General features: G+C 40.2%; 12 protein-coding genes. 10 read left to right on the top strand and 2 right to left on the bottom strand.

The window, feature by feature from the left end; translation table 11 throughout:
- From U5907_02525 to U5907_02515, 3 genes are all read left to right on the top strand, one after another.
- Positions 1-1,989 carry a hypothetical protein gene (locus tag U5907_02525; protein ID WRQ33532.1) on the top strand — a complete coding sequence of 663 codons (1,989 nt, stop codon included), beginning with the start codon at positions 1-3 and terminating at the stop codon, positions 1,987-1,989.
- A 1-nt stretch (position 1,990) separates the two neighbouring features.
- A complete protein-coding gene (locus U5907_02520) occupies positions 1,991-2,491 on the top strand; it encodes a hypothetical protein (GenBank protein WRQ33531.1) in 501 nt (166 codons plus the stop codon).
- Positions 2,492-2,558: 67 nt separating this feature from the next.
- Positions 2,559-3,092: a hypothetical protein gene (locus U5907_02515; protein ID WRQ33530.1), complete on the top strand. Its 534-nt coding sequence runs from the start codon at positions 2,559-2,561 to the stop codon at positions 3,090-3,092.
- A 46-nt stretch (positions 3,093-3,138) separates the two neighbouring features.
- Here U5907_02515 and U5907_02510 read toward each other — a convergent pair whose 3' ends face one another.
- Together U5907_02510 and U5907_02505 are read right to left on the bottom strand one after the other, a co-directional pair.
- Positions 3,139-5,172, bottom strand: coding sequence for a hypothetical protein (locus U5907_02510; GenBank protein ID WRQ33529.1), 2,034 nt, complete (start codon positions 5,170-5,172; stop codon positions 3,139-3,141).
- Entirely contained in the window at positions 5,147-5,437 is a 291-nt protein-coding gene (locus U5907_02505) for a hypothetical protein (GenBank protein WRQ33528.1), read from the bottom strand. The genes U5907_02510 and U5907_02505 overlap by 26 nt, the downstream gene beginning before the upstream one ends.
- A 150-nt stretch (positions 5,438-5,587) precedes the next feature.
- On the opposite strand from U5907_02505, the gene U5907_02500 reads away from it, so the two are divergent.
- From U5907_02500 to U5907_02470, 7 genes are all read left to right on the top strand, one after another.
- The gene (locus U5907_02500; protein WRQ33527.1) at positions 5,588-6,379 is read left to right on the top strand and encodes a hypothetical protein; all 792 of its coding nucleotides are present in this window, start codon (positions 5,588-5,590) and stop codon (positions 6,377-6,379) included.
- Between the two features lie 20 nt (positions 6,380-6,399).
- Positions 6,400-7,731 (top strand): hypothetical protein, encoded by a 1,332-nt coding sequence (locus U5907_02495; protein ID WRQ33526.1) that lies wholly within the window; start codon positions 6,400-6,402, stop codon positions 7,729-7,731.
- A 97-nt stretch (positions 7,732-7,828) separates the two neighbouring features.
- Positions 7,829-8,386, top strand: coding sequence for a hypothetical protein (locus U5907_02490; GenBank protein WRQ33525.1), 558 nt, complete (start codon positions 7,829-7,831; stop codon positions 8,384-8,386).
- A 3-nt stretch (positions 8,387-8,389) separates the two neighbouring features.
- Positions 8,390-9,001, top strand: a complete 612-nt coding sequence (locus U5907_02485) for a hypothetical protein (GenBank protein ID WRQ33524.1) — start codon at positions 8,390-8,392, stop codon at positions 8,999-9,001.
- Between the two features lie 2 nt (positions 9,002-9,003).
- The gene (locus tag U5907_02480) at positions 9,004-10,809 is read left to right on the top strand and encodes a hypothetical protein (protein WRQ33523.1); all 1,806 of its coding nucleotides are present in this window, start codon (positions 9,004-9,006) and stop codon (positions 10,807-10,809) included.
- Positions 10,810-10,824: 15 nt separating this feature from the next.
- The gene (locus U5907_02475; protein WRQ33522.1) at positions 10,825-14,568 is read left to right on the top strand and encodes a hypothetical protein; all 3,744 of its coding nucleotides are present in this window, start codon (positions 10,825-10,827) and stop codon (positions 14,566-14,568) included.
- Between the two features lie 32 nt (positions 14,569-14,600).
- Positions 14,601-15,683, top strand: a complete 1,083-nt coding sequence (locus U5907_02470; GenBank protein ID WRQ33521.1) for a hypothetical protein — start codon at positions 14,601-14,603, stop codon at positions 15,681-15,683.
- Position 15,684: the final 1 nt, after the last annotated feature.

Raw genomic sequence — 15,684 nt, 5'->3', positions numbered from 1 at the left:
ATGAAGAGAATAAGCAAAGCAGACATCAAATTTGTCAGCAAAGTAAGAACGAAGGTTAGCACCGGAAGCTCGTCGCTTTATGACGGCTCCTTTAAAAGCAGTAAGAAATACCTGAATATACTTGAGCAGTCACAGGCTAATTATGATGCTCTGTTAGATCTTAGGTTGCGCTCTGCTAGGAATAAAAGATATTACCGAGGAGACCAGTGGTCAGATATAGTTGAGGTTAATGGAACAAAGATGACAGAGGAGCAGTACCTGCGACTACAGGGGAGGGCTCCTCTTAAACAGAATCTAATCCGTCCTCCAGTTCGTAATATAATCGGCCAATACAGGAGCTCCCCTTTCAAATCTGTTGTTTATGCAAGAAATAAGGAGGATCAGGCTGCCTCTGAAATGATGACGGTTGCTCTTGAGGGGGTATATTCAATGAATGACGGGAAAAAAAGGGATGCAAGAATGCTTGAGTCTTTTTTGATTAAGTCAGCAGCAATATACAATACTTCCTACTCTTTTGACCACGAAAGAATGAGGCCGATTCCTAAGTTTAGATCTGTTCCGCTTAATAGATTCTTCTGTGATGCAAACATGGAGGATGTGAATGGAGAGGATATAAAGATAATTGGCGAGGCTGTTGATATGTCTCTGCTTGAACTGATATCTACATATGCAAAAACTAAAAAAGACGAAGAGGAACTGCGAAACATATATGCTAGTGTAAGAGACTTTGTCAACGGTCAAACATTTGACGAGAGTAAACTTGAAACGATATCCTTATTAATCCCCCAGTCGTCTAGCCTTTGCCGGGTAATAAAGGTATGCGTAAAAGAGGGTTCATGGAAACTTCGCGTACATGACTATGCAGATGGTACATATGAACTCTATCCATTAGAGGAGAAAGAACTGCTTAATGCTGAGGCAATATCCAGAAAAGCGCTGTCTGATGAAAGTGGAGTCGAAATTCCTCCTATTGAATACGAAGAGGTATTTTCAGAAGAATGGAAATATTATCATTTATCCCCATTTGGCCATTGTCTATGGGAGTCAGAAAATCCATATTATCATAACTCCCATCCATATGTATTTGAATTCTATCCTATGCTTGATGGTGCTGTATGGAGCATGGTAGAAGACATGATTGACCAGCAAAAAATGGTTAATAGAATGGTTATTCTGCAGGACTTCATCATATCGGCATCAGCAAAAGGTGTTCTCTTGGTTCCTGAGGAAGCTATACCTGATGATATGACAATTGAAGATTTTGCTGAAGAATGGGTTAAGTATAACGGTGTTATAAAAGTCAAAACAAAAAAGGGAATTCAGCTGCCTAAGCAAATTGTTGCCAATGCGACTAATCTTGGTATACACGATATGATCAACCTGCAGATAAAATTCATGCAGGATATCACAGGTGTTCATTCTGCTATACAAGGTAAGCAAGCATCCGCCGGTACTCCTGCAGCGCTATATGCGCAAGAAACAGCTAATGCTTCTCTCAATATCCTTGACTACTTAGAAACATTTGCGTCATTCTGTAAAAGAAGAGATTATAAAATTATACAAATAATTAAGCAGTTCTATAAGGATAGGCATTACCAAGTTGCAGGCAATAAGAATGTTTCTGAGGATGCTAAATGGTATGATCCGGATAAGATTAGAAATATTGAGTTTGATAATGAGATATCAAAGGGTACAGATACCCCTACATATCGAATGATTGTAGATGATATGCTTTGGCAGATGCTTAATGGAAGATTTATAACAATAGAGATGTTCTTAGAACACTCCTCTTTCCCATTCTCTGACAAGCTTCTTGCGTCAATAAAAACGCAGAAAGAGCAGCTTGAACAGGGACAAATGCCTGAAGGAATGTCTCCTGACATGATACAAGAACTACAGGGGCAAATCCCTCAATCCTCTCCTCAAAACCTAGCTCTCATGGAGAGGCTTTATACAGGATCACAAAAACAACCAATAAATCAATTATAACATGATCGAGATTAAGATTGATGAAACTGCTCAGATCAAGACATGGAAAGTTACAATACCAAAAGAAGAGGTATTTGCAAGAGTAAGCGTTTCTACTGTGTATATTAACAATAGTCTCCCCGAGGAACAGAGAGGAGAAAGGAGAGAACTATTAGAGCCGGACAGGGCTATGTTCAACAAGTATTACAGGGAGTCAATATCTGACTTGATTATTCTTCTTGCAAGATATTTTCAAGATGAGATTACTCCCTCAAGCATGAATGATGACGGCGACTTTAGTATAGTTATTCATCCAACCCCGCAAATGAAGGATTCCGTTTCGTACGCCATGGCTGGGTATATAATGGAAGTCATTGAGAAAAATTGTCTCGTCAAATGGTTCGGGAGGGATGCTGATTTAATTGGAGTGCGATTAGAATATGAGGCTGCTGTTGACAAGCTTAACTCCTCCATCCATTACAGAAAGAAAAGCGTAAGACTACCGATCGACCCGCTTTTGTAGATATGGCTAACATAACCATGCAAAAGATAATCAAGACTATATTTTTAACAAAAACAAAATAAAAAAAATGGCGTACACAAAACAAAATGCAGTGACTACTCCGGGATCGGAGTCTCCTGCGATGATTATTTTCACACAGTCCAAAGATAAGTTATTTGACACAGTATCCCTGCACTCAAGCTTTATGACAAAGTCCATGAAGAATGAGAAAGGGGAGGTTATTGGAGAGGAATATGCTCTTTCTGCAGATGAAAAAAGCGCGTTTGAAGTCATCTTAGAGATGGTATTAAGCGAAGTATTCGAGGTGTTTAAAAAGCATACAAATGGAATATCTGACTCTTATAAGATAACAGAGAGTGAAATATCAATGTCTATTAATGACCATGCGGCATATAATGATAATGACCTAGACCTTATTGATATGGCAATTAAAGATTGCATTATTGATGGCTGTCTTCAGGGGTGGTTTGGATTGCGCGCACAAGGTGAGTTAACAGCATTTGTTACAACAAAATTTAAGGATAAAAAAGAGTTACTTAAAGCCAGAATGTTTACCCTAAAGATGCGTAGAACATTTGTCGCCACTCTTAATAATGCATAAAATAGCTTGATAAAATATGAGTTCGGCTTTGAAAAAGGCCGAGCTTTTATATTGTAGCTGTACCATAACTGACTCTGCCTTTTGATTTCCGAGGCTTATTGATATTGATAATCTGAGGCAGAGGCATCTCTTCAAAAGCAATGTAAGTACCAATCGCATTTGTATCCTGGATGTCGTCTCGCTTGCCGGTAATTGCATTAATTAGTCCTGACTTATCAATTTCTAGCCACTCCATCTCGTTTACAGCATCATGTGCCCTTTCAACAAATTCACCGTCTCTAATTGCATTAGAATATCTGTCATACGCCTGATACTTCGTCTTTTTATTCATGTGCCATCCATACTTAACCTCTGCGCCTTTATCTATTACCTTATCAGGGGTAGCTCCTCTTGCGTATAGATTGTCGTACTCTTCTGCTAGCTCGTCAATGACAGTATAAAAGTGGTCTCCTTCGAATGTAATGCTGTCTTTCTTTTTTTTATCTCTTGAGTCTATTGTATTGCTCTCAATAACCAGTAGAGCGTTGTCGTAAAGAGTGGCTATTTGCGCACCAAGCCAAGCCAGTACATCATGATCAACATGCCCAACCCATAAAGCCACCCTTTCTAAGGCCCCAAAAGGGTCCATTAAACCGATCCTGTCAAAAACAGATATTACTGAGTTGTCAGAGGTATACGATTTCCCTCCAATATCAATAATAACAAGGTATCTATACAAAACTCTTTCTTCGCTGTAGATTTCTGGGTATTGCCATATTTTCAGCAACTCTGAGGCACCGGTATCTCCCGCGACCAGTCTAATATTCTTAAGGGATGACGGGCCTGTGTGTGAATCACCCTTGATAGTTCCTACGAATATTGGCTGCTTGCATGATTTGCGCGCAAGAGAGGTGTATTCCTGAGAGAAATACCTCCCTGATTTGGTTTGAAAGGCTTCCTCTGAAGTAGTTGGGTACTCAGATTTCATCTGAAAATCTGAATATCTTCTACTTTTTTTATACCAATTATACCAGTTTATCCCTTCGAATGTTGCGCCCTGTTCCCATTGCCACCAGTTATAAGGAGTCATACTATCAACGAACTTTTGAAGATTGTTTATGGGCTTAACATATAACTCTATCTCGAACCAAGACACAAATACCGGTTTGAGTTCAGATTCTCCAGATTCAGCAGCTAACCAGCTTTCGTGAAAATAATTTCCTATCCCTTTTGCTGTAGATTCAAGGCATATAAATGTGCCTGGCTGATGGCTGGGTATCGCTGCGTATAATGCTTGCGCCAAATCGTCACCTGATTTCGATTGAGTCTCCGGCCAGAGTGCTATCTCAGATAAATGAGCCATTGAGATATCAAATGAACGAATTGCGTCTGGCATCTCAGCAGATCCAATCTGAACCTCGCACCCTCTCTGTGGTATCTGTCTTATTGACTGTGTTCCACTAACAGCGGTAAAAGAAAATTCGCCCGCCTCTTTTGGATAATAACTTATCGTTTTGCTGAGCATGTTCCGGATGTTGACAGACTGAGTTTTCAGTTGGGATATAATTACACTATGCCAGTTCTCGTAATGAAATAACTGTAGCCATAACATATATACCTGAGTTACAGTTGAGCCTCCCCACTGCCTTGCTTTAACAAGAATTGTTCTTATTGGCTCTCCGGCAAGTCTTGCTTTTTCATATTTAGAGACTAATCTTCGCTGCCCTCTGTTTAGTCGAAAAGAGATTCTTTTTTTTGTCTGTTTGTCCTGTATCTTGACACATAGCAGGCACCAAAATTCAAAGTCGTACCTAAATCTCTCCTTGTGTAATGAATTTAGGAAGGAAATACATTCTGCTTTATCACCTGAATACTTATAAGATTTTAAAAATGAACTAATAGACCCTTTGTATTGAGCCAGCTTGGGGATAACTGGTACAGAAAACATCTCTTCCGGAAAATAAAACTTTGTTCTGTTGATGAGTATTTGTCTTCTTGGAATGACCTCAAACTCTTTGTCTCCAATTAATCTTGAGTAATCGCGGAAGTAGAGCTTTTTTCTTCGAGCATTTTCTTTAACTAGGCTTTCTGCAGATCTCATCACTCACCTCCTTCAACAGATCTATTAACTGCTCTGTCCTCTCTTTGAATAAAATGTTGAGTCTGGTTGTGTTGTATTTTATTCTCGCATTAACAATTCTTCTTGCTCTCTCACTAGATATGCAATACCTAAGTTCTATTGCTGTGTAGGCATCAATTTTTGCGTCTTTGGATTTCTTCCCTAGGCTCATTGCTTTTTTGTAAACAATGAAGTACATCTCGCGGATTTCATAATTCCTCACCTCTATGATGTCGCTATCTCTCATCCACAATCCCGATTTACAACAGTCAATCCTTCGCTCATTGCAAATATACTCTAAAAATCCTAAAATATGAGCAATATGACCAATTTATTGATGTTTAAATAAACACATTTGTCACAAACAAAAAGTTTACGGAAGTAAAATTTATGACAAATGAAAAAGGACAATATTGATAAAGAAACAGGGGAAGGCATTGCTGAGCAAGCGCCAGCTCCATCTCTGAGAAAATACAGGGAGAGGATAAAGGCTAGATATCCTGATGTCAATCCTGAAAAAGAGGAGGATTGGTATGACTTGGAAGATCGATATGCCGAGGAGGTAGAGGCCGACCTCGGAAAATATAAATCAGTTGACGAAGCTTTGACAGAGGCAATGAAGGCAGAGCCGGAATTCGCTGAAATTGCGTACGATATAGCCGTAAACAAGGTGCCTTTTAGGATTGCAATTGTAAAGCACCTGTCACAAGAAGATCTTATCCCAGGCGAAGGAGACCCTGATTACGAAGAGTTTCAGAAAGTTCGCTCAGAAAGGCTGTCTCAAAGCAAGGCAATGGAAGAGCGTAATAAGCAAATCGAGGCTAATGAGGCAAAGACACTAGAGACTATTGACGCATTCGCTCAAGAAAACGGCTATTCAGAAGATCAAAAAGGAGCTCTCATTTCTCTTATCAACGACACATTTGACAAGTTAATAATGAAGGAGATATCTCCTGAGCTACTACTGTCATTCCACAAGATGATGAATTTCGATCAAGAGGTACTTGCAGCTGAAGAGGCAGGCAAAATTGAAGGGAGAAATGAGTCAATCGACTTGAAGAAAAAGACCGATAAAGACAAAAAGGAAGGAGATGGCGTACCTGTTCCGGCTGGTGTAAAATCCAAGGATGTAGTTGCGAAGCGCACTAATCAATTCTTTGAAGGAATCGGCAATAGACCAAAAATATAACATTAAAAACCATTTTTAAAATGAAAACAAAAATCAAATTATTTTTAATGATCACGGCCGTATTGCTTATGGCTGTTGGGATTGGAGGTGGTCTTGAAAATATGGCCGACTTCCTAATTGGAGGATCAACAGTCTTTGCTATGGCAGGGGCTATAGTGGGACCAGGGACAGCTGCTGAGGGAGCTGTAACATTTGAAACACTCAAAGAAGCAGGCGAGATCCTGGATGATGATCTGAATAAACTCATTGTCAAAGTAAGACCTTCAGATACTCCTCTGGATACTCTAACAAGAGAGTTGAACAATGTGAGAGAAGTAAAGAGTAATGAGTGCGGTGGCTATGAAGTAGGTACGCGAGATGTACTTGACGCTGTTCTTGTTGCTACTGACGGACTTTCTGATGTTGCGAATATTGCTGTAGGTAAAAAAGGCATGTGGCAAATCAAAGACACTATCTCTGTGCCTACTGTACTTGGCGGAGACGGTAAGCCTCTAATGCTTTATATAGCCGGAAAAGATAGTGCTGCCGGGACTTTGCAAGTTGTTGCTGTTAATCCTGTAAATGATAAGATTCCGGTGATAGCCCAAAATGCTCCTCTTATGAGACTTGGTAAGGCCATGAGTGAAACTGCTGCTCAAACAGATGCTTTTGCTGCTCTGCCTATCACTAGGAAGAATTACACTCAAATACATATGACTCAAATTGAACAGAGTGTTATTGCCGAGCTTGCTAAAAAACAAGTCAACCTTGACTTCTCTACACATAAGGAACTCGCCATTTGGGACATGAAGAGATCAATGGAGTACACTAACTTATTTGGAGTAAAATCAACATTTGTTGACCCTGTTACAGGTGAGAGGATATATACTTCTGATGGTGTATGGAATCAACTTACAGGTACATCTACTTATGATAAATCGAAAACTCCGACAAATAAGGAATTTGTACAGCTTACCAAGGAGATATTTGATGGCAACAATGGCTCTGAAAGAAGAGTGCTCCTTGCTGGGCCTGATTATATCAAATGGCTATCTCAGGTTGATGCCTACAGTAAGCAAGTTGAGGCCACATCCGTTGAAATAGTGCATGGTGTACGCTTCAATAGAATCATAACCAACTTTGGAGAGCTCTTGGTTAAGTCAATGAGCGGTCTGTTTGTGGGACCTTTCTCAGAGTGCGGGATGGTGCTTGATATGTCATATATAGTGAAATATATATTTGAGCCACTACAAACTAAAGACCTCCTTCTTGACGATACCGGACAAAAGAGGGTTAAGGCCCAGCGTTTGCTTGAGAACTATGCTCTGTTTGTAGAGAATCTTGATGTTCACCGTAGAATTAAGCCTCAATAAATAATATTCAATCGCTATAAAAGAGCAGGGGGATGAGTGGTATTTCTGCTCGTTCCCCTTTTTTTAATAATTAATAAATCAATTTATTATGATGAAGATGTATCAAGCTCTATATGATAAAAACCTATATATTTCCTTATATGTGGGTGATATAGAGTATAGAATAGGATTTACGGGAGCTGACGCCAACAACAATGGTGTTTATCATACAGATGATCCAAAAATACAGCACATGCTTGAATCAAGCGACATGTATAATAGGCTGTACAAACTTAAGACTATATTAATGCCTAAGCAGAAGTCGCCACTTGTTGGCCCGGGGATAGCTATTGAAGGGACTATCCTTGGCCAAGATTATAAGGATAATAACTTAATGTCAGGCCAAAATAGCCCTCGCCCACATGCTCCGGTAGTATCAGAAGATCCAGCGAATCTAACACCCAATCCCGAGGCAACCGTTACCGAGACTCAAGCAAAGGAAGTAGTGATAGAAAGCACTTCTGAGCAAGAGGGGATAGTATTTAGAAACCTAACCGAGGCGCAGGATTATTTTGGGAAAGAGCCTTACAATATCCCTAAGTATAAATTGCGTTCATCTGCTAGTATAATCTCTCTTGCCGAGACTCTGAATATATCTGTAAAATTTGAACGCTAAGCTATGAACAGGCAAGCTCTTATAAACAAAGTAAAGTCAATCATTGACGAGATATCGGCACCTGATTCTGTAATTATAGATGTAGGGGTTGACGACAACAACCCTATTGATACAATTATTACTTCTCTACTTGATGAGAGCGCTAGAGAGATACTATTAAAGGCTCCTGTATATAAACTGTCTCCTGCTTCTAGTGCAACGCAAGCGGTAGCCTCAAGCACAGACCCAAAGACAGGGACAATAGATCTCCCCGCTGACTTCTTGCGCCTTGTTGAATTGAAGATGCTCGAATGGCAGCGACCCGTAACAGAGCTGAATCTGCAAGGTAGCTATACAGCAAAAATACAATCCAATAAATATCTCAGGGGAGGGCTCTCAAAGCCTGTCGCAGTCCTGTCGCACAGAGAGGGGAAGAAAGTAATTGAATATTATTCTGTTAATAATTCTCATTCTATAAGTAGATTTCTTTATATCAAGGAAGATGTGGCTGAAAATATTCCTGTTCAATTACAGGATGCTTTGTGTTGGATATGTGCTTCCAGGGTTTGTGCTGCGATTGGCGAAACAAGCAAAGTAGAAATGGCAGAGAAAAACGCAATCAGTTTAATGATGTAACCATGATAAGAGACAAGTGGTATAAGGTTGCTCAGGCAGTTAATATTCCCGCTCAGGGGGATATTAATTTTGTATTTGACACCTCTACCGCTTTATTTAATGTCTTGGTGGACTATTCAGGAGCAAGCATCGTGTTGATAAGCCAGGATGTAGCACCTGAGTTTTACATTGAATTACGGGTTCAGGAAGATAGAGATTCGTGGCAAATTGATGTACGATTCTCGTCAACCAATCCACTGCATGAAAACATTGTTCCTGAAATAACTCTTCTTACAGGAAGTACGTGGACTTCTGTTTCTCCTACAGAGGCATACAAGCACAATGTGATATGCTTGTTTGACGATATACTTAACAAAGGGGATGAAGCCGTATCTCTCTCTCATATGTTTACATTTGACCCTGTTAAAAAAAGGATTAGAGCCAATTATTCTTTCTATTCTGTAGGTGGAGTGTCTGCCTTGGGTTTTCGTGAAGACGAAGAGATTCCAGAGGGATATCCGGGCCTAGATGAAGAGTTGGCAAGGCTCAATAATTTAATCTTAAATCATAGACATTCGGCTGACGCCATTGACCAAACAATAGAAAAGAGATTTGTTTCTACTGCTCAGATTGAAAAATGGGACTCAATGACTGGAGGAGAGAGCACCGAGAGTGCATATGTGCAGATGCTAAAGAAGTATCTGAAGGTGTCTCCGGACGAAAAATACCTGTATTCAATAATTGACTTCTACTCTGAAAAAGGAGTCGCAGCGCTTGGTGCAGGCTCCTTAACCGGAGAACCGGGTTCAGGAGGGGCTGTGTATGATTTGCTAGATGATTGGGCAGACTATCTGCCTGAGAGGTCTAATTGGGTATTGTCTGCAGGACTAGCATATTCATTGTACACAACTGTTCAGGGGAAGCAAGATGCTATCCCGCCAGATACCTACGCCCCATTCAGCCACAGGCACCACATAAGAGACATTGACTCATTTACCCCATATACTCACCCTGACTATTCGATTGAAGACGGAATAGGAGGAACACTTGGACATATTAAAGCAAGTAAAATGAGTGCGCTTGATATTCTATTGGGTATGTTTGAAAGAAAGGGAGCAGGCACTGAGCAGGATCCCTACCTTATTGAAGCAAAACATTCTCTCTATTCACTTGGCGGAGTGTCTGCCTTGGGGAATGGGGTTAGCGCAGGTTCTAGCAGCGGAGGATATGACAGACTTGATTCGTGGGACCAATATAACCCTGAAAGGGCAGGGTGGGTTCTATCTGCGGGACTAGCATATGCTCTTTATCAGTCTGCAGGAAGTGGACCAGGAGAGGGCTATGCAACTGAAGAGTGGGTTACTACTAAGATAAGTGAATTAGTCAATTCGGCTCCCGGAACACTAGATACTCTTAAAGAACTGGCCCTAGCCCTTGGTAATGACCCTAATTTTTCGACTACAATACTAAGCCTAATTGGAGAAAAAGAGCCACATATGGGCAACCCTATTGGTGAAGGGTACTTATTGTCTTCTTCGTTATACGGTACAAGGTCTTGGGTTGCTCCTTACTCGCATCCATCAAGTCATCCGGCCTCGATGATTGAAGAGAGCTCTACTAGAAGATTTGTGTCAGACTCAGAAAAAAGCTTGTGGAACCTGACTGGAAATGTTCTCTCAGAGCATATTGGCGATACTAGTCATTTATCATCCACAGAAAAGAGCTATTTGGCTAGCTTGATGAATATACTAAAAATAGGGGAAGGCTTCCTGTATACTACAGTTAACTTCTACTCAGAGAAAGGTGTTTCAGCCCTAGGTTATAATTAATAAAACTATCAGACAATGGCACTAAAAAAAATAAGCGAATTCAATGCATTTAATACAATAGCAAATGTATCTCTTGCCGGCATAGAAACCAGCAACGGGAATGTTATTATTCCGATTGCTTCTCTTGTCAGTTATATTGTTCAAGAGATTGGAGGAATTGGAGGGGAGGCGCCTCCTGCTGTGCCTATAGAACTGAGCGCAGACGAAACGCATATTCTATGGAGAGCTGTAGGAACAGGAACATGGAATCAGCTTATTTCTTTAGCCGAAATAGAAGGTGGTGTTGGGCCGAGCATTGAGATGCAAAAAACTGACCTTTATATACAATGGAGAGTATATGGAACCTTAAGTTGGACAAATTTAGTAAGTATTGCTGACTTGAAAGGAGAGCCAGGTTTAAATATTCAATTACAAAAATCAGCAACACATATTCAATGGAGAGCAGAGGGGAGCGGGGACTGGCTAGATCTAGTTCCTCTTCAAGATTTAAAAGGCGAGCCATTCACATTTTCCGATTTTACGCAGGAGCAGCTTGATCAGCTGGCAGCAGGTATTGAGGCGTATAAATACTCTGTAAAGACGGTTGAAACAAAAGTGGGGCAAATAGGTATCCTTGGAAGTGATTATGACTTGTTTAGGATAGGGATAGAAATAAGCGGTATCCCGAAAGTGCTTAATGAAGAAATTACTGTAACCATCGCTGACATACCGGTTGGCATGAATATGTATCTTAAGGTAGATTCTTTGGTTGTAGCTCAGAAATCAAGCATAGTCTCTGAGTATTTTAATAGCTCGTATGAGATTAGCAAGCTGTTTGTAGACGAAGATCTTAAAACAAAGGTCACAATTAAGTGCATTAAGGCAGTAGCTGTTGATGTTGTAGCGTATATACAGGCCGAATACATTAAAGGATTCGGGGATATGCTAGAGTTAAGTATTACCATACCTGAAACAATTAACCCACAAGATGTTTCGCTAGCCTTTCCGAAGCTAAAATACAACAAGAATAAGGTTATATCCCTTACCGTTGACGATTGCTATTCAACATGGAATAATGTATTCTCACCAATAAACAAAAGATGGGTAGATAATGAATTACTGTCATTCTTTATTCCTGGTGACGAAAGAAGCTTCTTCTATCATAAAGATTTCGCCTATACTGCAGGAGGGGTAACATACAACAAGTCTGAGGGTGCTTATCCAACCAAGGCACTTGAATACACTGATGGAGCAGGGATAAGAAAGAGACTAGCTTTCACAAACGCCTACTGGCCTTGGAAGATGGGAGCGAGAGACTATATTGGTACATGGGCGTGGCCTTGGATAACACCTCCAGAGGCAAGGATGGCTTTTGATTTTGGCTCTACAATGGCGTACCATGATTTAGAGGCAGTCGAAGCATACAAAACAGCTAACGGGAATACAAATGTATCGCAAGAATTTTTTGCTCAGGCAGTAAAAGACACTGCTGCACTTAGTAAGTCGTTGATAGATTACGCCCCAAAGGTAATTGTAACTCCGAATGGAGATCCTAATTACGTTAAGCTCTCATGGCTGTTGCCTGAAATACAATATCAAGTTGCAGCAGCTATACTCCCGGATGCAGAGGCGACAGTGTTTGACAATCGGTATTTTAAATACAATTCAGACATTGTTTTGAATGACAAAGTACTTCAAAAGTTTATTACTCGTCGACTATTTTATAATACAGGAGAAGCTGAGTTCAAAAACTTTATAGCAACCAACCAGGCAAAGGCAGATGCAGACAAAGAATGGTGCATTTATGGTATCCACAGACCAACCGCAAACACAAGGCAATTATTAGTTGACCTGGAGGAGTTATACGGTGTGAGCGGAGACGACTCAATGTGGATGCCATCTCTAGATGAGTTTTTTGAGTACTGGTTTATGACCAGATATGGTGCAATACACAAATCGATAACTGGTCAAACTATCAAATTCAGAATCTACTTGCCTTTTAGTGATAATTTTTGGTTTAAATCGGCATCAGTATTAGCTTCCGGGATCTCAGATTTGACCGGAGTTTCAGTTGCGTTTTCTGACAACTGCTATGGAGGTTCATTTGGTATAAGCGACAATAAACTACTTGTTAATTTTGATTTAAGTCAATCAGTTATCGAGCGTGCTAATAGGTATTTGACAATTCTAGAAACAAATCCTAATCAAGAGCATGCTTATGATGATGCTGCTTATTTTGTTCAGCAGATAAGAAATGACCTAAGAGCTCCATACCAGGCAAGGTTAGATGTGTTTGGAGCATCGCCGGTTCTAAACTCCATTGTGATTAACAATGGAGATAGTGAGACTAGTTCGCGAGATGTAACTATTCAGCTCAATAAGGTAGGGGTACATACGCATGTAATGGTATCCGAGACTTCCAACTTCTCCGGAGCTGCCTGGGTAGAGAACAGTAGCAATACTGTAAATTACACTTGTAGCGAAGGCTTTGTAAGTAAAACATTCTATGTGAAAATCAAAAATAGCTTTGGAGAAAGTCTGTCAAAAACCGGCTCTATTACATTAATTAATCCAACTACGGTTGTTTTAAATTCGATTATTATCAACTCTGGTAATGAGACAACAACAGACAGAAATATTAGCATAGCATTAAACCTAACTGGCTCTCCAACTCATTATATGATATCAGAAAGTTCTGACTTCGCCGAAGCTTCATGGCTCACTTACTCTAGTCCGTCATTATCCTTTACGATGACAGAAGCATTAGGAGCGAAAACGGTTTATGTGAAAATAAAAGACGCTACTAATGAATCAGCTTCTAAATATGATTCAATAACTCTTGAAGCAGTAGCAGCAATTGTGTTGAATTCAGTAAGTATTAATGCGGGTGTGGCATCTACTACAAGTAGAACGGTAAGTGTGGCTATAGCAACAAGTAAAGCCCCAACGCACTACAGAATGGGAGAGGTAGCGGACTTATCAGGAGTTGCCTGGACTGCTTTTGTGTCGTCACCTATTAGCTTTACATTAACAGAATCTACAGGGGTTAAAACTGTTTATGTTCAAGTAAAAGATGCTACTTCTGAATCAAGTATACTCAATGATTCAATTACTCTTGAAGTAGCGCAGCAAACTAAGGCTGTACTATCCTTTAGTTACAACTTCGCAAATGGGAATGTTGTATACGACACTTCAACAGGGAAGACCATCAACACATGTAACGCTAAAGGACACAATGCCTCGTATACACCGAAGCAGCTCAAATCTTTGTCAAACGTTGCCCTTCCGTGGTATATCAATTTTGACACAGATATAATGACAACAGACGATGAGTTCACAGATGTTGGGTCTCAGATAACAGATGGGGCTTCTTACAACCCAACCCTGTCAGGGAATACAGGACCATACGAAGATCTTTTCATATCAAAGGTTATGATCCCTACCTGGGTAAGTTCAGCGAGAAAAAAGGCTCGTCTATTTCTTACATTGCCTGCTGGCTCTTTCGTCATGAAGTTTATCATGTCTACTGCAGTTGCTGCCTCTGTCGATGAGGCTTCTCGTATTGAGTCGTTTTATAGAGTTGATGTGGGGGGGGTTAAAGGGACTCCGGTCGTTTGCGGCCCATCAGGGTTCACGGGAGTTAATAATGTTGGCTTCAATGCTGAAATCTCGTTGAATGTTGCTACTACTGCAAATGACAATGTAGTAGTTGCTTTCTATAGCAATGTTGCGTTAGGCCGCCCAGGAATAAGTTTGATTGAAATAACTCAACTATCATAATCTAATAAAAAAGAAAGGGGGTAAAAATTGCCATGAAACTACCAAAAATCCCATCAATTGCAAATGTGAAGCAGGCACTTGGAGTCTTCTCAACAGATAGTGCTGAGGTGTTGTGTTCGCATTTCAAGGTCAATAAATGGTCTAGGATCAAACCAGTGAGACATGAGAAGATAGGGGAGATGACAGAAGGTGATTATAAAAATGTTGACTTTGGATTTGATTTAAGACTCAATGAGTCATTAGCAAGCACGGTTCTTTCAGATCTATTTGGTGACAAGGACTGGCCATACTTACAGCCTCGGTCGGGAATTGATGTTTGTAGGCTCCATGATTTTAGCTACTACAATCATGATGCAGAGCCTCCGTTTTCGATTAACTGTACCGGGACAAATGGGACAGAGAACAATCCAAATGCTTATATATATTATACAATTGACCAAAATAGGGTAAGCGCTAATTGTGAAATATATGTTGAGGACCTTGATCTGTTTAACGAAAATTGCTCATGGGGTATATTATGGAGGAAGTTAAACGACTCCCAAATAAATTATGTAGGTAGAGAAATTGATGATCTCAATGTTATTTATCCGATAAGCCAAGTGGCCGACATCGAGATAATCGTTCCAGTGACATACTCCCTGGAGACAATCGAATTATGTGCGGTTATTTTTAAGCCAAACGACAGATTTTATTTGGTTCCAAATTCATATCGGACAGTGGAAGTTAAAAAAGCCTCAAATCAAGAAGTATTATTATTCAGAGCATGGGGGAGTGGGCATTATACAGCAGGAAGCAAAAATGTTTATATAGGCCTCACTCTTAAGGATGAAAAAAACCAACCAAGAAGCTATACATACACTGTTTATGTCAATGTGAAGAACTCTTCGGGAGGCCTTATTACTTCCATGCAGAATATCGGCTCAGGGTCCGTGTTGGCAAATCAACAAATTGATGTCCCTCTAGGTGACGGAACAAATACTGATTCGGGTGGTACTCCAATATTTAGGAATGAAGACATAGCAGACACTGCTTTAATAGAGTATATCATACAGGTGATTGTTGATAATCAAGCGGGGCAAACAATTAGTATCCAAGGGGAATGTACAGTAAACTAAT

This window comes from Bacteroidales bacterium MB20-C3-3 (assembly GCA_035609245.1).
GTDB lineage: Bacteria > Bacteroidota > Bacteroidia > Bacteroidales > UBA932 > Bact-08.
Note: the sequence above shows the minus strand (reverse complement) of the source record. Positions and strands in the feature narration are given on the sequence as shown.